The organism is Halarchaeum nitratireducens (genome assembly GCF_017874695.1).
GTDB classification, from domain to species: Archaea; Halobacteriota; Halobacteria; order Halobacteriales; family Halobacteriaceae; genus Halarchaeum; species Halarchaeum nitratireducens.
The window spans coordinates 318,449-337,347 of sequence record NZ_JAGIKY010000001.1 but is presented as its reverse complement, the minus strand read 5'-3'; the positions used below and the strand labels follow the sequence as shown (position 1 = coordinate 337,347).

General features: G+C 70.2%; 17 protein-coding genes. 8 read left to right on the top strand and 9 right to left on the bottom strand.

Features of this window, described 5'->3' with window-relative positions:
* Positions 1-69: 69 nt before the first annotated feature.
* Together J2754_RS01530 and J2754_RS01525 are read right to left on the bottom strand one after the other, a co-directional pair.
* The gene (locus J2754_RS01530) at positions 70-378 is read right to left on the bottom strand and encodes a DUF202 domain-containing protein (RefSeq protein ID WP_211086490.1); all 309 of its coding nucleotides are present in this window, start codon (positions 376-378) and stop codon (positions 70-72) included.
* A 91-nt stretch (positions 379-469) separates the two neighbouring features.
* Positions 470-3,007 carry a PAS domain S-box protein gene (locus J2754_RS01525; protein ID WP_211086489.1) on the bottom strand — a complete coding sequence of 846 codons (2,538 nt, stop codon included), beginning with the start codon at positions 3,005-3,007 and terminating at the stop codon, positions 470-472.
* A 133-nt stretch (positions 3,008-3,140) separates the two neighbouring features.
* Between J2754_RS01525 and J2754_RS01520 the strand changes: the two genes are divergently transcribed.
* A complete protein-coding gene (locus tag J2754_RS01520) occupies positions 3,141-3,632 on the top strand; it encodes a TRAM domain-containing protein (protein ID WP_211086488.1) in 492 nt (163 codons plus the stop codon).
* 31 nt (positions 3,633-3,663) lie between these two features.
* Here J2754_RS01520 and J2754_RS01515 read toward each other — a convergent pair whose 3' ends face one another.
* On the bottom strand, positions 3,664-4,581 hold the full coding sequence (locus J2754_RS01515; RefSeq protein WP_211086487.1) for a COX15/CtaA family protein: 918 nt from the start codon (positions 4,579-4,581) through the stop codon (positions 3,664-3,666).
* 153 nt (positions 4,582-4,734) lie between these two features.
* Between J2754_RS01515 and J2754_RS01510 the strand changes: the two genes are divergently transcribed.
* Entirely contained in the window at positions 4,735-5,274 is a 540-nt protein-coding gene (locus J2754_RS01510) for a plastocyanin/azurin family copper-binding protein (protein ID WP_188877018.1), read from the top strand.
* 129 nt (positions 5,275-5,403) lie between these two features.
* Positions 5,404-6,342, top strand: coding sequence for a D-2-hydroxyacid dehydrogenase (locus J2754_RS01505; RefSeq protein WP_211086486.1), 939 nt, complete (start codon positions 5,404-5,406; stop codon positions 6,340-6,342).
* Between the two features lie 89 nt (positions 6,343-6,431).
* Here J2754_RS01505 and J2754_RS01500 read toward each other — a convergent pair whose 3' ends face one another.
* Complete coding sequence (locus tag J2754_RS01500; RefSeq protein WP_211086485.1) at positions 6,432-7,952, bottom strand: HTTM domain-containing protein; 1,521 nt, start codon at positions 7,950-7,952, stop codon at positions 6,432-6,434.
* A 117-nt stretch (positions 7,953-8,069) separates the two neighbouring features.
* Positions 8,070-8,876, bottom strand: a complete 807-nt coding sequence (locus J2754_RS01495) for an aldo/keto reductase (RefSeq protein WP_188877021.1) — start codon at positions 8,874-8,876, stop codon at positions 8,070-8,072.
* 612 nt (positions 8,877-9,488) lie between these two features.
* On the opposite strand from J2754_RS01495, the gene J2754_RS01490 reads away from it, so the two are divergent.
* Together J2754_RS01490 and J2754_RS01485 are read left to right on the top strand one after the other, a co-directional pair.
* Positions 9,489-10,667, top strand: a complete 1,179-nt coding sequence (locus tag J2754_RS01490) for a tubulin/FtsZ family protein (RefSeq protein WP_188877022.1) — start codon at positions 9,489-9,491, stop codon at positions 10,665-10,667.
* 3 nt (positions 10,668-10,670) lie between these two features.
* Positions 10,671-11,942: a tubulin/FtsZ family protein gene (locus J2754_RS01485; RefSeq protein ID WP_211086484.1), complete on the top strand. Its 1,272-nt coding sequence runs from the start codon at positions 10,671-10,673 to the stop codon at positions 11,940-11,942.
* Positions 11,943-11,973: 31 nt separating this feature from the next.
* On the opposite strand, the gene J2754_RS01480 is transcribed toward J2754_RS01485, so the two are convergent.
* Positions 11,974-12,717, bottom strand: coding sequence for a hypothetical protein (locus tag J2754_RS01480; RefSeq protein WP_211086483.1), 744 nt, complete (start codon positions 12,715-12,717; stop codon positions 11,974-11,976).
* 61 nt (positions 12,718-12,778) lie between these two features.
* On the bottom strand, positions 12,779-13,336 hold the full coding sequence (locus tag J2754_RS01475) for a hypothetical protein (protein ID WP_211086482.1): 558 nt from the start codon (positions 13,334-13,336) through the stop codon (positions 12,779-12,781).
* A 496-nt stretch (positions 13,337-13,832) separates the two neighbouring features.
* On the opposite strand from J2754_RS01475, the gene J2754_RS01470 reads away from it, so the two are divergent.
* Positions 13,833-15,320: an aldehyde dehydrogenase family protein gene (locus J2754_RS01470; protein WP_188877026.1), complete on the top strand. Its 1,488-nt coding sequence runs from the start codon at positions 13,833-13,835 to the stop codon at positions 15,318-15,320.
* 90 nt (positions 15,321-15,410) lie between these two features.
* Positions 15,411-15,941 (top strand): VOC family protein, encoded by a 531-nt coding sequence (locus J2754_RS01465; RefSeq protein ID WP_211086481.1) that lies wholly within the window; start codon positions 15,411-15,413, stop codon positions 15,939-15,941.
* On the opposite strand, the gene J2754_RS01460 is transcribed toward J2754_RS01465, so the two are convergent.
* Positions 15,931-16,986 (bottom strand): zinc-dependent alcohol dehydrogenase, encoded by a 1,056-nt coding sequence (locus J2754_RS01460; RefSeq protein WP_211086480.1) that lies wholly within the window; start codon positions 16,984-16,986, stop codon positions 15,931-15,933. The genes J2754_RS01465 and J2754_RS01460 overlap by 11 nt on opposite strands.
* Before the next feature lie 198 nt (positions 16,987-17,184).
* On the opposite strand from J2754_RS01460, the gene J2754_RS01455 reads away from it, so the two are divergent.
* A complete protein-coding gene (locus J2754_RS01455; RefSeq protein ID WP_188877029.1) occupies positions 17,185-17,541 on the top strand; it encodes a VOC family protein in 357 nt (118 codons plus the stop codon).
* A gap of 141 nt (positions 17,542-17,682) precedes the next feature.
* Here the strand turns inward: J2754_RS01455 and J2754_RS01450 are convergent, their stop codons facing one another.
* Positions 17,683-18,834: an acyl-CoA dehydrogenase family protein gene (locus tag J2754_RS01450; RefSeq protein ID WP_211086479.1), complete on the bottom strand. Its 1,152-nt coding sequence runs from the start codon at positions 18,832-18,834 to the stop codon at positions 17,683-17,685.
* Positions 18,835-18,899 lie beyond the last annotated feature (65 nt).

Here is an 18,899-nt window from a genome sequence, read left to right as displayed (position 1 = left end):
TGAGCCGCGCGGCGGTGAGCGCTAGCGACTCGCCGCGGGCTGAGTGAACGGCCGAAGCCGTATGCCGCCTCACCGCCTGCGGCGGCGACGGAACGGCCGTTCGAGGTCGTCGAGGAGGGCGCGCGTCCGTCGGTTGCTCCGCGCGTACGACACCCACCCGGTCGCGAGGAACGCGACGCCGACGAGGACGAACGCGCCGCCGAGCGGGACCGCCGTGGGTCGGTCGAAGAGGCCGAGGACCGCGGTGCCGAAGAGAAAGGAGGCGAACCCCGTCCGGATGTGCGCGAGCGTGGTTCGCTCGCGGGCGAGGCGCGTCCGCTCCGCCGCGAGTTGCGTTCGCTCGACGTCCGCGTCGCGGCCGCTGGGATCGTCGCTCATCGCTCGTCGATCGATCGGCCGACACCGTAGTGATTTCGCCGCGACCGCGCTCACACCCCGCGCGGCGCGTGCCGAGTGCCCCGATTCGTCCTCACTCGGTGGAGCGTGCGTCCGCGACCGCCTCCTCGGCGAGCGGGAAGACGAGATCGAAGACGGCGCCGCGCGCGTCGTCGCGCGCGTCGTTGTCGCGGACGCCGACCGAGCCGCCGTAGGCGTGCATCATCTCCTTCACGAGGTAGAGTCCGAACCCGTTCCCGGGATCGTTGAGCTCCGAGACGCCCTTCCGGACGACGCTCTCCTTCTCGTCGTCGGGGATGCCGGGGCCGTTGTCGGCGATGTGGACGGCGATCGCGGGGCGCTCGGTCTCCGTCACGTCCACGTCCGCGCGGCCGGCGTCGAAGTCCGGGAGGACCTCGCCCGTCTCGGCGTCGACCTGCGCCGAACACGTCGTTCGTGTCGTCCACACGTCGACCTCGGGCGTCTCGGCGTCGTTGTGGACGACGGCGTTCGAGAGGACGTTCTCGAACACCTCGCCGACGAGGTCGTCGCCGACGACGGTCGTCTCGGGGTCCGGGAGGTCGTGGGCCGTGAACACCGCGTCCGGATGCGTGTCGCGCGCGAGTGCGAGCTTCTCGTCGAGGGCGTCCCGAAGCGACACCGGGTGGGTCTCGTGATCGCTCTGATTGACGACCGCGTCCATGAACGTCCGCATCGTGTCGATGACCGCCCCGAGGTCGTCGACGCGCTCGCGGATCGTTCGGAGGTGGTCGATCGCCGCGTCGTCCGTGACGTACTCGTCGGCGAGCAGACCGGCGCGGGCGTCGACGAGGTTCAGTCCGTTCAGGATGTTGTGTCGGATGATCCGGTTCATGAACTCCAGGCGCTCGCGCTCGTGTTCGAGGGCGCGCTCGCGCTCGCGCCGGTCGGTCATGTCCTCGACGATCTTCGTGTACCCCTGGAGGTCGCCGTCGGCGTCGCGCCGCGCGGCGATCGTCACGTCCGCCCAGAAGCGCGTGCCGTCCTCGCGGACGCGCCATCCCTCGTGATGCGCGCGGCCCGTCTCGCGCGCCTCGGCGAGGAGCTCCCCGGGAAGGCCGTCCGCGACGTCCTCCTCCGGGTAGAAGATCGAGATGTGTTCGCCGAGGATCTCGTCCTCGGCGTACCCCTTGATCTGGGCGGCCCCCTCGTTCCACGAGACGACCTGTCCCTCGGCGTCGAGAGCGAAGATGGCGTAGTTGTCGACGTCCTCGACGACCTCCTCGAACTTCGACTCCTCCTCCCGGAGGCGCCGGCGTCGCTCCTCCAAGAGGGTCTTCCGATCGAGCTCGTAGCCGATCCAGTTGCCCATCAGCTCGACCATCGTCAGCTGCCAGTCGTCGAACGGTTCGGCCTCCTCGCGGTCGAGGAAACACAGCGACCCGTAGAGCGTCTCGCCGACGTAGACCGGCGTCCCGACGTACGTTTCGAACCCCGCGTCAGTCCCGTAGTCCCGCTCGGGGACGTCGAACGGCCGGGCCTCGAACTGCACGGTCCGGCCCGCCTCGACGAGACGCTGGCAGTGCGTCTGGGCCAGCGGGACGACGTCCCCGGCCCCGATGTCGGCGTCCTCGCACCGGACGGCCTCGATCCGATACTCGCCGGAGTCCGTGTCGATCCGCGCGAACGAGCCGTACTCGGCGTCGAAGAGGTCGCGTCCGATGTCCACGAGGGCCTCGACCTTCGCGTCGAAGTCACGTTCGGGATCGGAGATGACCTCGTACATCTCGCGCAGCGTCCGCTCTCGGGCGTCGAGCTCTTGCTCGCGGCGTTTCGTCGCCGTGATGTCCGTGTAGTGCTCGATGCGTCCCCCCTCGTAGCGTCCGCTCTCGATCGGTTTACTCCAGTGTTTCAGCCACCGCTCCTCGCGGTCGGGACCGGGGGTCATGTGGCACTCGAACTCGACGGTCTCGTCGTTGCGTTCGTACGCCTCGAAGAGGCGATCGCGGAAGCGCTCGGGGCGCTCGATGCGATCTGCGATCCGCTCGTCGATGAGCTCGCGCTTGTCGCGCCCGACGATGGCGGTACGATCGAGGCCGAAGTACTCCGCGGTCGCCTCGTTGATCCAGACGACGCGACAGTCGGCGTCGAGCACGAACGTGGCGACCTCCGAGGTGTCGAGCACGTCGTTCGTGAGCGTCCGGTACTCCTCGCGGCTCCGTTCGAGATCGACCTCGGTCCGGCGCCGTCGGGCGCTGTAGACGCCGGCACCGAACGCGGCGATGGAGCCGAAGAGGACGCCGTCGAGCGCGAGGATCCACGGCTTGAGGCTGCCCATCGCCCACAGCTGGAGGCCGATGACGAGCCCGTAGAGGAGCGCGATGCCGGCCGCGACGCCGACGTTCCACTTCGTGCCCATCCAGACGTACTCCGGCTCCCACCCCGCTCGCCCGAGCCGGACGCCGCCGTAGACGAGCCCGAGCGAGAGGCAGATTAGCGGGGCGTTCTCGATCGCCGTCGTCGTGACGGCCCAGGAGAGCGCCGTGGTGTCCTCCCACATGTCGTAGAGGGGCACGGACAGGAGCAGGAGGCCGAGCAGGGAGATCGGCACCCACGCCAGCCCGCGGGAGGACGACCCCGGCGATTCGTTCATGCCGACACTTGCGAGCCCGGATGTTTGAATACCGTGGCCGATAGTCGTGGCGGCCCGCCCGGGATCGCCTCGGGGGCTCGATCGGCACCCGTCGATCCCGGGGATTTTATCCTCCGACGCCGTAGACGAGACAATGGCAGAGATATCTGATTCGATTCGACTGTTGTTCGAGGCGGAAATCGAGGCCGACGGGGACGACGGATACGCGGTGTCGATCCCGAAATCGCTCGTCGAGGACGGCTCGCTCTCGACCGACGAGCCGTACCGCGTCGCGCTCCTCGCGGCGGCCGGCGAGACGGCGGCGAACGCAGACGGGACCGACGAGGAATCGCGGGACGCGACGTCCGACTCGTCTTCCTCACGCTCTTCGCGCTCCTCGCGCTCGCGGACCGACGGCGATTCGAGCGGTCGACGGACCCAACAGCCCCCGGTCAGCGAGGGGGACATACGGACGGTGACGATCGACACCCTCGGCGATCAGGGCGACGGCATCGCCAAGGTCGAACGCGGCTTCATCGTCATCGTCCCGGGGACGGAGCCCGGCGATCAGCTCAACGTCGAGATCACGGACGTGAAGGAGACGGTGGCGTTCGCGGAGCCGGTCGCGGCCGACGAGTCGCTCTAGTTTAGGACCGATTCCCCTTCTGACCGGGCCGCTAGGCGCGGTGGTGCGTCGCGCGGCCGCGGTCGGCGGACGCGCTCGCGTTTCTCGCGGCGCGTGCGAGTAGCGCGAAACAGCAGAACTGGACGACGAGCAGGACGTACGTCACCGCCTCGACGCGCGCGGTGACGAGGAAGAGGCCGGCGACGAGGTACGTGTTCGCGAGCGTCGCCACCGCGCCGACCGCGCCGTAGGCGGCGATGCTCGCTTCGCCGGCGTCGAGAGCCCAGAGGACGAGCGCGATCAGGACGGCGAGTCCGAGGATGCCGAAGAGGTGGTAGGCGGTCTGGACGCTCGGCCAGAAGGTGACGAACAGATCGCGGGCGAAGACCGCCTGGAGGATCGGGAGGGCGAGACCACCGAACGCGGCGTAGCGGAACCGCGTGGCGCTCGCGCCGCGCCCGCGTTCGGCGTCGATCCAGACGAGCGTGGCGACGAGCGCGACGAAGATCGCGAGAGCGGTCGTCAGGTGGACGAGCTGGGTCGGGGGCGCGTAGCCGCCGGGCACGAGGCCGGCGACGGTGACGGTGAGCGCGCCGAAGGCCACCTGCACGGGGAGGAGGAGCGTGGCGAGCCACGCGCTGCGGGAGGCGCGCGTACCGCGGTACGCCCACCAGAGTAGGACGGCGTTCCCGACGATGACGTAGCCGACCCCCATGGCGACGAGGCGGTGGAACCACTCGATGAACTGCGGGATCGAGAGGCCGACGGGCGAGAACTGCCCGGCGCACCCGGGGTAGGTGTTGTTGCAGGTCGCGCCGGCACCGGCCGCGGCGGTGTATTCGCCGAGGAGCACGAGGAGGGACGTGACGACGAGCGTGAGCGCGGCGAACCCGCGGACGTGGCGGACGAAGAAGCCCCCGACGCGCCGCGGGAGCGCGGCGAGCGAGCGTCCGGACGTCGACGTTTCCATGGTCGGACGTAGGGACACGCGCCTATATATGCCTGTCAGGTTCGTCGTCGCGCCGCCGTCGCCCGCCCCGACTCGTCCCGCCTCGCTCCATCCCGTCCCGCTGAAGACGGCGGACCGGGGAGTATTAGTCCGCCGTCGCCCCAACCATCGGGTATGGATCGGCGCGCGTTCCTCGCAAGCGGCGCGGCAGTCGCCCTCGGCGCGACGACGGCCGGCTGTCTCGGCGGCACCGAGGGCGACTACGACGTGGCGATGACCTCCGACGCGTACGTCCCGCACTCGACGGCGACCGTCCCCGACGACGCACCGGACTGGGTTCCCAGCGACGTCCCGACGGTCGAAGTCGTCGCCGGCGACACCGTCGTCTGGGAGAACACGGGCGCACGCAACCACACGGTCACGGCCGCGACGTACGACCACGAGCGCGTTGAGGAGCTCCTCGGCGTCGGCGGCGACGCCGCGCACTCGCACGACCCGCGCCTCCCGGCCGGTGCCAGCTTCTTCTCCTCGGGGTCGTTCGACGGCGAGGTCGCCGCCACCCGGTCGTTCATCGACGAGGTCAACGGCGGCGGCGTCGTCCCGCCCGGCGAGCGCTACGAGCACCGCTTCGAGCGGCCCGGCTGGTACCACTACTACTGCATCCCTCACCTCCCGGCGGGCATGATGGGGAACGTCCACGTCCTCGACGCCTGACCCGTCGTCGCGCATCGGCGTCCTTTATGGGGCGCGCGACAGAACACCGCCGGTACCGATGGTAGCGACGGCCGACACGGCGGCGCGACGGCGAAGCGCACGACGACCGACGGCGACGGGGGCGGGGCGATGACGGACGTGGTCGTCCTGCGGCAGAAGATCCACGGGCTCAATCCGGCGGATTACGCCGAGGCGATCCGCGAGCGCCTCCCCGAGGCGGACGTCGCGCTCGCGCGCACGCCGAGCGAGGAGCGCGAGCTCCTGATGGAGGCGACGGTGGCGACCGGCTTCCGGATCGACCCGGACGTCGTCGCGGCGTCCGACAGCCTCGACCTCTTCGTCTGCACGTTCGCCGGTACCGACCACCTCCCCCTCGACGCGCTGGAGGAGGCGGGCGTGACGGTCGCGAACGCCTCGGGCGTGCACGGGCCGAACATCGCCGAGCAGGTGCTGGGGTACGTCCTCGCGGACGTCCGGAACCTCCGTCGGGGGTGGGCCCAACACGAGCGCAGCGAGTGGAACCACTATCAGGGCGGCGAACTCGCGGGCTCGACCGCGACGGTCGTCGGGATGGGACCGATCGGCGAGACGATCATCGACCGCTTCGGGGCCTTCGACGTCGAGACGATCGGCGTGCGCTACACGCCCGCGAAGGGCGGGAACGCCGACGACGTCATCGGTTTCGAGGAGACGGCGCTGCTCGACGCCTTCGCGCGCAGCGACTACCTCGTGCTCGCCTGTCCGCTCACCGACACCACCGAGGGGCTTGTGGACGAGGAGGCCTTCCTCACGCTCCCCACGGACGCGATGGTCGTCAACGTCGCGCGCGGCCCCGTGATCGACACGGACGCGCTCGTGAGCGCGCTGCGCGGCAACGACATCCGGAGCGCCGCCCTCGACGTCACCGACCCCGAACCGCTCCCCGCCGACCACCCGCTGTGGACGCTCGAAAACTGCCTCGTCACACCCCACAACGCCGGCCACACCCCCGAGTACTGGAACCGCTGCGCCGACATCCTCCTCGACGCCGCCGACGACGCCGCGCTCGACTACGGCCAGTCGCGGTAGCGGGCGTTCGGCGCTGACGGGCCGCCACGCCGGGCTGGCGGGACGTTACGGGCGAGCCGCCTGCAGTGCGCGTCTCGCTTTCGGCTGGCCTACGCGACGCCCGCCGCTGAAGCGCCCGCGGCCGCACACGTCCCCCGCCATCGAACCTCGTGCGTCACGGGCTCCGGCCCGTCGAGCCTCGCGTCTTGCACCGCGACCGCGACGGCTATCCGTTCGAGGTCGTCGGCGTGCGCGGCGTTCCAGCGCGTGCAGAGGTAGCCGGCGTACGCCCGCTGGACGCCCGCGAGATCGCGCTTGTGGGCGTTCCGAAGGAGCTTGCGCCAGCGCGCCGTCGGATACTGGCGCTCGAACGACGGCGGGGGTGCCCACGATACCGCTTCGCCCGTGATCGCGTCGACGCGCTCGCCGCCCGTCGTCTCGGCGGGCGCGACGTACCACACCTCGGTCGTGACGGGGTCGGGCGCGAACATGTTCCAGCCGTACTGGCCGGGGTCGACGCGCCCCTCGGTTCCGAGGTCGGCGTAGCCGAGCGACGCGGCGTTCCACGCGCACATGGCGACGAGGAGGACGCAGACGACGACGGCGAGCCCGCGACGTGCGGCGCGCCTCGCCCCCGCGGGGAGGGCCGGCGCGACGGCGCGCGGCGTCGGGAGGCGATCGGCGAGCGCGCCGGTGACCGCCGGGAGCCGTGAGCGATCGAGACGCCGCTCCACGCCGTCCCACACGAACGACGGGACGAAGGGGAGGAGCGCGACGAGATCGACGAGCGGGAAGATCCCGACGCCGATCGTACAGAGCAGGCCGACGTGCGCGAGGGCGAACGCGCCGACGAGCGCGGCGCGGATCCGCCCGGTCGCGAGGACGAGGAGCGGCGCGCACGTCAGGAGCGCGAGCCACGCGTCGTTCGCAACCGTGAGCGGGAGCGCGTGCCCGGCGAGCGCGGGTCCGAGGAAGACGGTGAACTCGCGGAGGTCGAAGACGTAGCGGACGGCGAGCCCGCGTCCCCAGAGCGTTCCGTGGTGTTTGAACAGCGCCGTGACGGCGTAGACGAGGACGACTTGGAGGAGAAGCGCCGCCGACGCCGCCGTGGCGACGCGGGTCGGGCGGGCGTCGCGGACCCCCGCACGGACGCGCGCCAGCGCGTCGAGCGACCAGCGTGAACCGAGCGGGAGAAGGAGCCCCCAGAACGTCAGCCGGCGGAGGAGCGAGTCACCGCCGTTCAGCACGAGCGGGTTGCGCGCGTGGAGGGAGACGAGGAGGACGAACGAGCAGAGGAGGGCGAGGCGCGTGTGGTAGCCGAGGAGCACCGCGAGCGCGAACGCGGCCGCGAGCGCGAACAGCGCGACCTCGACCCACAGCGCCCCGGAGAGGGCGTGGATCGAGAGCCGCGACAGCGTCGGGTAGAGGGCGTGGAGCGTCCCGCGGGGGAGGACGCCGGCGTCCGTGTAGAACGCGCGGAGGCTCCGCGCGCGCAGGAGCAGGTCGAGACAGAGGAGCGCGCCGAGCGCGAGACGGAAGGCGGCGAGTCCGCGCCGGTCGACGCCGAACCGCGCGTCGAATCCGGATCGGAGCCGGGCGACGAGGGCCGCCGTACGCTGTCGGAACCGCACATCCGCGTTCCGCCGACGCGGCCGATAAAGCTTCGCATCGGGAGCGGGGCGCGGACGCCGGTCCGGGCGGACGACGCCGCGCTCGCCCGCGTCACGCTCGTCTCGTCGGGCGCGTGGTCAGTTCCAGGGCGCCCACTCGGGATCGATACAGCGTTCGCGGTCCTCGACGGCGTCGATGGCGTCGAGCTCGTCGTCGCTCAGATCGAGGGCTCGGGCGGCGAGGTTGTCGGCGATGTGCTCGCGGCCGGTCGCGCGCGGGACGGCCGCGACGTTCTCTTTCGAGAGGAGCCACGCGAGCGCCACCTGGTACGGACTGACGTCGTGCGCGTCGGCGGCGTCGACGACGGGATCGAGGTCCGCGACCCTCCCCTGTGCGAGCGGGGAGTACGCGACCGCCCAGTAGTCGTGTTCGCGGGCGTCCGCCCGGAGCTCTTCCTGCGGGAGCAGCGGGTGCATCTCGAACTGGTGGGCGGCGATGGGGGCGTCGAGGATCTCGCGGGCCTCCGCCAAGTGTTCGGGCGTGAAGTTCGAGACGCCGATGTTGTCGATCAACCCGTCGTCGTAGGCCTCCTGGTACGTCGTGAGGACCGACTCCGCGTCGTAGACGCCGACCGGCCAGTGGACGTAACAGAGTTCGACGCTGTCGACGCCGAGGCGATCCAGACAGCCCTCGATGGCGTCCCGAACGAGGTCGGTCGATTCCGGGACGGTGTTGTGGACGGTCTTGGTGGCGAGGAAGACGTCGTCGCGTTCGACGGGCGAGTCCGCGATGGCGGCGCCGACGTACTCCTCGTTCTCGTAGACCTGCGCGGTGTCGACGTGGCGATAGCCGACGTCGAGTGCCGTCTTCACGGCGTCGTAGCGCCCCTCCTGATCGTCGTCGGTGTACGTTCCGAGCCCAAGTCGCGGCATCTCGATGGCCATACGCGCACTTCTCGGCCTGTCGCCTTCAAACGTCGTCACGCGGCCACGTCTACCCCTTCGCGTCGCCGTACCACGACCCCCGCCGCACCGCTTCCCCTCGCGCGGTTACTCTGCCACTCCGCCATCCCCCGTCCCGCCGCCGGCCTCCTCACCGATCGGGAGCGTCGTGACGCGACCGGTCGCCGGTCCGTCACGACGCCTCGGTGCTGGGGCGTTCCCCGAACGGGGACCCGGGCGACGGGGGCCCGCGCTAATGCGCAGCGGGTCGTACTCCCTGCTGTTGCTCGTCGTCGGCTGTCTCGGGCCCTGTATCCGCGCGACCGCGTTCCCCCGCGAACTCCTCGGTTCGCCGCTCGTATCGCCACCGGCGCACGGACGATCAGCGGGGGCAACGCGCTCGCCGGGGCGATCGTCGTCGCCGCGAGCTCCGCCCTGCTGGCGTCGCCGCCGCCGTCTTCTCCCTCTCTCGGGGGAAACACCGGCGTCGGGAGCGCGTCCCGCGACGCTGGTGAACCGGCGCGCCCTCACCGGCCTCGGCGATGCGGGTCGTCGCGTCACCGAAACACACGGCGGATTTATCCGTCCGAGACGAGTCCGGGTAACACGATAGCTATGAAGCTCGCTACGATCGGCGTCGGGAACGCCGGCAGCAAGATCGTGGACCGAATGCTGGAGTTCGAGTCCCGCACCGACCGGAACCTCTGTCGTCACGTGCACGCGATCAACACGGCGCGCACGGACCTGGCGAAGCCAGACTACATCCCCGAGGAGCGCCGCGTCCTGATCGGCGACACGAACCAGAAGGCAAAGGGCCACGGCGTCGGCGGTGACGTCGAAATCGGCGCCGAGGTGGCGAAGGCGGACCTCGACGAGATCCGGCGGGCGTTCGACGACGTCGAGATCCACACGGTTGACGCGATCCTCGTCGTCGCGGGCCTCGGCGGCGGGTCGGGTAGCGGCGGCGGTCCCGTCGTCATCGACGCGCTCCAGGAGATGTACGACGAGCCGGTGTACGCACTCGGCGTCCTCCCCGGCGAGTACGAGGGCGGCCGCCCGGCGCTGAACGCCGCGCGCTCGCTCCAGTCGTTCGTCTCGAAGGTGGACAACTTCATCGGCTTCGACAACGACGCGTGGCGGGCCCGCGAGCAGACCATCGAAGAGGGATACGAGCAGATGAACCGCGAGCTCGCGGCGCGCCTCGTCACCCTCCTCGCGGCCGGCGAGACGGACGACTCGGACGTCGCGGAGAACGCGATGGACTCGAGCGACATCATCCGCACGCTCGACACGGGTGGCGTCTCCTCGATCGGCTACGCCGCGACGCAGGTCGAGGACACCTCCGAGGGCCTCCTCGATCGCTGGAGCTCCGACTCCCAGCGCGTCAACCGCGACGACGGGAGCCAGGCGACGAAGATCAAGGGGCTCGTCCGGCGCGCCGTCAACTCCCGGCTGACCCTCCCCGGCGAGGTGTCGAGCGCGGACCGCGCGCTCGCCGTCATCTCCGGGCCGCCGAGCGAGTTCTCCCGGAAGGGCATCGAGAGCGCGCGCCAGTGGCTCGAACAGGAGGCCGATACGGTCGAGGTGCTCGTGGGCGACGACCCGCGCGAGAACTCGCCGCGCCTCTCCGCCGCCGTCCTCCTCTCGAACGTCACCGAGGCGCCGCGGATCGACCAGATCCAGAACCAGGCAGTCGACGCCCAGGAGAAGATCGCCGAACAGGAGGCCGTACGCGAGGAGCAGATCAACGACCTGATCACGGACGACAACAACGACCTCGACCCCGTCGTCTAGTCGATGAAGCTCGCACTCGTCGGCGTCGGCGCGGTCGGGAGTCGGATGGTCGATCGGATCCTCGAAGTCGAGGCTGACACCGGTCGGGCCTTCACCCGCGGGAACGCCCTCGTCTGCGACATCGCCCGAACGCCCGCGGACGGGTTCGACGCCGTCCCCGAGGACCAGCGCGTCCTCCTCGGCGACACCCACGAGCGCGTCACCGCCGAGGGCGTCGAGGGCGACCTCGAACTCGCCGCCGACGTCGCGGGGGCCGATCTCCCCGAGTTCCGACGCGCGCTCGACTCGATCGCCATCCACGAGTCGGACGGCGTGCTCCTCGTCGCGGACCTCGGGAGCGCGACCGGGAGCGGTGCCGGGTCGGTCCTCGTCGAGGAGCTACAGGGGCTGTACGACGAACCGCTCTACGTCCTCGGCGCGCTCCCGGCCGACGACGACGGCGGGACGGCGGCGCTGAACGCCGCGCGCGCGCTCCGCTCGATCGTGCCGACCGCCGACAGCACGCTCGCCTTCGACCGCGAGACGTGGCCGGGCGATCCCGAGCGCGACGACGACCCGGAGATCCGCGCGCTGGCGACGCGCGTCGCCACGCTGTTCGCCGCCGGCGAACTCGACTCGCCGGTCGTCGCGGAGAACGCGATGGACTCGAGCGACCTCATCCGCACGCTCGACCCCGGGGGCGTCTCCTCGATCGGCTACGCCGCGACGGACGTCGAACCGGACGAGCGCGGCTTCCTCGGTCGCCTGTTGGCGTGGTTCAGTCGGAGCACCGACGACGACGAGGCGACGGACGCCGCGAAGGTGAAGTCGCTCGTCCAGCGCGCCGCGAACACGCGCCTCACGATCCCCTGTGAGGTGTCGAGCGCGGAGCGCGCGCTCGTCGTCCTCTCCGGGCCGCCGAGCGAACTCTCGCGGCGCGGCTTCGAGAGCGCGCGCCAGTGGCTCGAAGCCGAGGCCGACACCGTCGAGATCCTCGCCGGCGACGACCCGCGCCCGCGGTCCTCGACGCTCGAAGCCGTCGTCATCTTCTCGAACGTCACGGACGTGCCGCGGATCGACGCCCTCCAACGGCGCGCGCTCGACGTGCAGGCGGCACGCGAGGGCGAATCCGCATCGAACGACGGCGCGGACGATGCGCGCGCTGACGCCGCGAGCGAGACGCGCGACGCCGACGGGCTGGACGCCGCCGATTCGGACTCGGGGGCGGGCGACGCCAGCGACGATGCGCCGCTGATCGAGGACGCGGAGGCGGTGGCGGACGACGCGAGCGAGTAGCGAGCGCGGTCCGCGCGCCGTGCCGTGCGGCCTATCGCCGCGGCCGTGACTGTTCCTGTGGCCGGACGACGTCGGCCAGTCGCACCAACAGGCCGAGCGCCCATCCGACCGGGACGGCGAGCCCGAACCACATACCGACGAACGCGAAGCCGGCGAGGTCGAAGCGCGCCCTGATCGTCGCCGCGAGTCCCGCGACGCCGAGGACGTTATCAAGAAGCCACGCGGCCAGCGACGTGCTCCCGGGGAGGACGACGGTCCCGAGCGTCGGCGAGAAGAGCGCGGCCGTCACGGGCGGGAGGAAGACGGCCGCGACGCCGAAGGGGTAGGCGAAGACGAGCGTCAGGGCTCGTGAGCGGTGGCGCGCGAACGCCCAGCAGAGCCCGACGGAGACGGTGGCGACGACGCTCGCGGCGAGGACGGCGCGGAACCCGGCGGTCGGTAGGCGGTCCCACGCGAGCGCGCTCAAGCCGCCCCAGACGAGCGCGACGACGCCGACGATCACGAGGACGCCCAGTCCGGCGACGATCCGGTCGAGTCGGTGTGCGACGTAGCGGATCCAGAACCCGAGGAGGACGAACGGATAGCTTGCGGCGATCAGGAGGACGCCCGCGGCGCTCCAACACCAGAAGGCGATCCGCTTCGCCGTACCCTCGGGTCGCCACCCGCGGGCCGCGTACTCGTCCGTCGGACGATCGAAGACGAGATCGAGCCACGCCCCGAGCAGTCGCACGAGGTCGACTTTCACCGCGGCGAGGAGGTCCGATGACGTTCCCATCGTCCGCAGGTATCGCTGGGGACGCCATTACTCTCCCGACTCCGACGCGACGTGAGTCGGCTCAGCCGAGCAGCGCGCGCAGGCAGAAGACGACGCCGAGGAGTCCGGTCGTGAGCGATCCGACGAGCAGCGCGCTCGCGTTGACCACGGGGGAGTCGCTCCGATAGAGGCCGGCCGCGACCGAGCGGTCCGAGACGGGCGCGAACGGCCGGAGGACGAATCGACCGTCGCCTTGCGCCCCGCCGTCGACGGCGATGTGGACTAGCCACGACCCGCCGACCGTCCCGGCGACGCCGAGCGCGATCGTCCCCCACGTCGCCATCCCGATCGCCGTGTCGACGACCGTTCGGACCTGCGTGCCCGCGCCGAGGACGAGCAGGTAGCACACCGGTGCGAACGCGACGGGCGCGAGGATGCTGTGGAGGTAGCCGCGGCGCCGCGTCCCCGTGAGTGATTCGAGCGCGTTCGGGAGCGGCGCGCAACAGGCCCCGAGCGCGAGACAGCCGGCGAGTGCCGCCCCGACGGTCAGCGTCGGGGCGATCAGGTCCGCCCCGAGGAGCACGATCCCCACGCTGGCGATCACCGTCAATACGACACCGAGGTGTCCGCGCGTCTCCATTCACCCCGATTTCGACGTTCGAGGACTTAAGCGCCCGGGCATCGTCGGACGCCCGTCTTGCCGTTCGACACTCGTCCGGGCCGACGCGCCGCCAGCGGGAGCGACCACCCACCGTCGTCCGCTGTCGACCGTCTACTCGGTCCGATAACAGATACGCGAGTGAACTATTTCTACATCTAGTAGGAAAGTTGTGATACCCGTTTGATCTTCACCGAGCGGCACTTAATCGGGTTCGGTGGCCGCGGCGATCGCGCTTTTAGTCGACTACGGCATGCATTGCGCGCCGAGAGACCTTCTCTCGGAACACTCCGTCTTACCGCGTGATCTAGTCGCGATCTGCGAACTCGGACGCGGATCGAGATGCGGGTCTTATATTCTCGAAATATATAGAGAACAGAATATAGTTTCGCATTACTCGTCTGCGAAACCGCGGCCGAAACGTGTGCCCTTCGTTGACGCGAACCTATATACTCGTGCTGACCGTATCGCCGTCGGCATGGACCCAGCGATCTCGGAGCGCGAGTGGTCACGACAGTACATCGACGGGGAGTGGACGGCGGCGTCGGATGGCGGGACGCTCGCCGTCGAGAACCCCTCGACGCGAGAACACCTCTTCGACGTCCCCGCGTCGACGGAAGCGGACGTCGAGGCCGCGTACGAGGCGGCCGCGGCGGCGCAACCCGAGTGGGAGGCGGCGAGTCCCGGCCGCCGACAGCGCGTCGTCCTCGACGCGATGGACGCCCTCGAATCGTCGTTCGACGGCACCGTCGGTCTCCTCACGGCGGAAGGCGGGTCCTCGACCGCGAAGGCGAGCATCGAGACGGAGAACACGGTCGCGTCGCTGGGCGAGGCCGCGACGTTCCCGTCGCGAATGAAGGGCGAACACGCCGACTCGAACGTCCCGGCGAAGGAGAACATCGTCGAGCGGAAGCCCGAGGGGGTCGTCTCCGTCATCACGCCGTGGAACTTCCCTCTGGTGCTCACGACGCGCGCGGTCGCGCCCGCGATCGCCACGGGGAACGCCGTCGTACTCAAGCCCGCCTCCGAGACGCCGGTCACGGGCGGCCTGCTCGTCGCCGCGCTGTTCGAGGCCGCGGGTCTCCCCGACGGCGTCCTGAACGTCGTCACGGGGCGCGGCTCCGCCATCGGCGACCGGATGGCGGGCCACCCGGACGCGGACGTCGTCGCGTTCACGGGGAGCACGGCGGTCGGCCGCGAGGTCGCGGCGACGGCGGGACGGAACCTCGCGCTCCCCGCGATGGAGCTCGGCGGGAACAACGCGCACATCGTCGCCGGGGACGCGGACGTCGACGACGCCGTCGAGGCCGGGGCGTTCGGTTCGTTCATCCACTCCGGGCAGATCTGCATCTCGATCAACCGCCACGTGGTCGTCGACGACGTCTACGACGAGTACGTCGAGAAGCTCGCGGGGATGGCCGAGCACGTCCCCACCGGGAGCGCCCACGACCCGGAGACGATCGTCGGCCCGATCGTCAACGAGTCCCAGCGCGACTCCGTCCTCGGCTTCGTCGAGGACACGATCGACGCGGGCGCGACCCTCGAAGCCGGCGGCGGCGTCCACGACCTCGACGACGTCGCGGACTCGCTCGTCGTCGAACCGACCGTGCTCTCCGGCGTGACGAACGACATGCCGGCGGCGTGTAACGAACACTTCGGTCCCATCGCTCCCGTCATCCGCGCGAGCGACGTCGACGAGGCGGTCGAGATCGCCAACGACACCGACTACGGCCTCTCCGGCAGCGTCTACGCGGGCGACACCGGACGCGGGCGCGAGATCGCCAAGCGCGTCGAGACGGGGATGATCCACGTCAACGACCAGCCGATCAACGAGGAGCCGCACATGCCCTTCGGCGGCGTCGGTGCCTCCGGGATCGGTCGGTTCAACGCCGACGAGGTCATCCACGAGTTCACGCAGACGAAGTGGATGAGCGTCCAGCACGAACAGCGCGACTACGGGTTCTGAGGACCGCCCCCGCGCCCCGCTATCGAAGAACGAGTCGCGCGCCGCCCGACACGCACGAATATTTATTATTAATTGTGCGGTAGTACTGCCGTGACCAGATCCACGTACACGCACGTCACGATCGCTATCGACGACCTCGACGAGGCGGTCGACTTCTACGGCGGCGTTTTCGGGATGGAACCCGTCCCGACGCCGGACTGGGACCTCCCGGTGCAGTGGCTCGACTGCGGCGGCCTCCAGTTGCACCTCGTCGAGACCGACGCCGACGCGCCGGCCTTTCACCACTTCGGCGTCCACGTCGACGACCTCGAAGGGGTGTACGCGGCGGTCGAGGCGCACTCCGCGGCCGCGTTCGACGACCTCGACGTCACCGAGGGCGGTGACTGGGTGGACGGCGACCCGCCGGTCTACTACCTGCCGACGATCCGGACCGCTCAACTGTACGTCCGCGACCCGGCCGGGAACCTGATCGAGGTCAACGCCCCCGACGTCGACGCCCTCGATCGAACGCTCGTGCCGAACGTCGTCGAGCGCACCGACCTCGACCCACCGGTACCCGACTCGGACGCGAATCTCTACGGGTCGTTCGGCGTGGACCCGACGCGGCCGTTCACGGATTGAGGACGACTTTGACGCCCGCGCGTTCGGCTTCGGCCGCGAACCCCGCTTCGTAGTCGGCCATGTCGAAGGCGGGGCCGACGACGGGCGAGAGGTCGACGCTCTCCGACAGCGCGAGCGCGCGTCGCCAGTCGGACTGTCGGCGTCCGTTTACCGTCCGGATCGACACCTCGTCGTTGAGCAGCGCCGTGAGCGCGACAGGGACGCGATCGTCATGAAAGACGCCGACCTGCACGATTTCGCCGCCGGGTCGAGTGCTCGACTCCGCCAGCCGAAACGCCGACTCGTGCCCCGAGGCCTCGATGAACACGTCGACGGGTCGATCGAGTGCTCCCTCCGTCGCGTTCCGCGTCGCCGTCGCGCCCATCTCGGCGGCGATCGGGAGCCGCGTCCCCTCGTCGATATCGGCCCCGATCATCACGATCTCGCTCGCGCCCGCCGCACGGGCCGCGAGCAGCGCGCTCAACCCCGCGGATCCCGGTCCCGCGATCGCCACCCGACCGCCCATCTCGAACGACGACGCCTCGACGGCGTGGACGCCGATCGCGAGCAGTTCGAGGAAGACGCCCTCGTCGAACGTGACGCTCCCGGGAAGCTCGTAGAGGTTCCGCGCGGGGACGACGACGTATTCGGCGAGCGCGCCCGGCGCGTCGACGTCGATCCCGATCGCCCGCCGGCCGTGTGGCGAGAACCCCGGTTTCTCCGTGCAGAGGTTCTGTCGCCCCTCGCGGCAGTTCCGACAGCGCCCGCAGGAGACGCGCGGCTCGACCGCGACGCGCTCACCGCCGGTCCAATCGACGACGTCTGCGCCGACGGCGTCGACGACGCCCGCGAACTCGTGGCCGAACACCTGCGGGAGGTGGGACTCGTAACGGTGGTAGTACTCGTCCCAGCGGTAGAGCGGGGCCTCGACGCCGCCGTCGATTCCGACCGACCGAACGGCGATCCGAACCTCGTCCGCCCCCGGAGTCGGTATCGGCCGCTCTGCGAGCTTCATCCCCGGTTCGGCCGCGCGTTTCTCCAACACGGTCATCGACGCGTCTGTCATCGGTGCCGCCACGTTTCGAACGAACGATAATCGTGTTTTCGGGTAGAGTTCACGCATCACGTTTGGATGCGGGTTCGCGGCGTCTCGGTCGGGTCCCGGCGGTACGTGGCTGAGCGCTGCGGTCCGCCGCGTGCACACTCAATGCAGTGTGTTCACACGGATCACAAACTTCTTCGCGCCGGTCGCCGTAGCGGTCGTATGGACGTGCTCCACGTCGCCGTCGACGTCACCGATATCGAGACGGCCAGCGGGTTCTACGAGGACGCGCTCGGTCTCCGCTTCACTCGGGCGTTCACCGTCGAGGGGACGCACAACTACTGCGTCGGGGGCGAGGGACCGGCCGAGATCCAGTTCCGCGAGGTCGACGACCCCGTCGTTCCCGCGGGCATCAACCACCTCTCTGTCGGCGTCGACGACCTCGACGCGACCGTCGAGACGGCCGTCAGTGGGTGGGACGCGACGCTCGAACGGGAGCCGTTCGACATCGACGACGAGACGCGCGCGGCCTTCGTCACCGACCCCGAGGGGTACACCGTCGAACTGATCGAGCAGTAACGCGTCCGCTACGGGCATCGGGTGCCCCTCGTTTCTCACCCCCACGCTCCCGCTTCGATCCGCGCGTCACGTCGTCGCCGACTCGGGGTCGCGTGCGCGTGCGGCGTTCGCCCCCGGTCCCGTCGCGCCCGCGCCGACCGCTCAGGCCTCCGATCGCTTGTAGACGATGTCGCGCTGGACTTCGTTGACGCCCTCGTAGATGAGCGGGAGGCGCGCGTCCCGGTAGAGCCGCGAGATCCGATGTTCGTCGAGGACGCCGCGACCGCCGTGGAGTCGCATCCCGGTCTCGGCGCACTCGACGGCGGTCTCCGTGGCCTTCGTCTTCGCCATCGCGCTCCAGTCGCTCGCCGCCTCGTCCGTCTCGACCCGCTCTGCCGCGCGCCACGTCAGCGCACGCGCGCTCTCGAACTCCGTGCGCATGTCCGCGAGGTCGTGCTGGACGGACTGGAACTCGCCGATCGGTCGCCCGAACTCCTCGCGGTCGTCGACGAACGCCCACGCCTCCTCGATGGCCGCGGCGGCGATTCCGAGCCCGTGACCGGCGGCGGAGATACGGCCGTGATCGAAGAACTCCGCGACCATGCGGAACCCCTCACCGCGCTCGCCGACGAGGTTCTCCGCCGGCACGCGACAGTCGTCGAAGACGATGTGTGCCTGCTGGGAGGCGCGCATCCCGATCTTCTCCGGGATGTGCTCGGCCGCGTAGCCCGGCGCGTCGGTCGGGACGACGACGAGCGAGTGATTCGCGTGTCGATCGTCCGTCTCCTCCGTCTTGACGTATGTGAGAACCCAATCGGCGTCGATCCCGTTTCCGATCCAGTACTTCTCCCCGTCGACGACCCACTCGTCGCCCTCTCGCTCCGCCCGCGTCGTCATCCCGGCGAGGTCGCTCCCCGTCTCGGGCTCGGAGATTGCCATGCCGGTGAACGACTCGCCGCTCGGGATCCCCGGTAAGTAGCGCTCTTTTTGCTCGTCGGTGCCGTAGCGTTCGAGGACGTTCGTCCCGAAACTCCGCCCGCGGATCGCCATCCCGATCCCGGCGTCCGCGCGGAAGAGTTCCTCCGTGACGGCGAGGCTCTCTCGCAGCGACGCGCCCCGGCCGCCGTACGCCTCGGAGATCTCGATCCCCACGAGATCCGCCTCGACCGCCGCCTCGACGACTTCCCGTGGATACGTCCCGTCCGCGAAGTGGCGCGCCGCGTTCGGCTCGACGTGCTCGCGGGCGAACGCCCGCGCGTCGCGTTTGGCCTCGCGGACCTCCGCCGGAACCGGGGATTCGTCTAAGAGCTCCATGTCGGGATGGACGCGGAAGGCCAGCAAAGCTCTTTCGCCGCCATCGACCGTCTCGTCACCGTCAC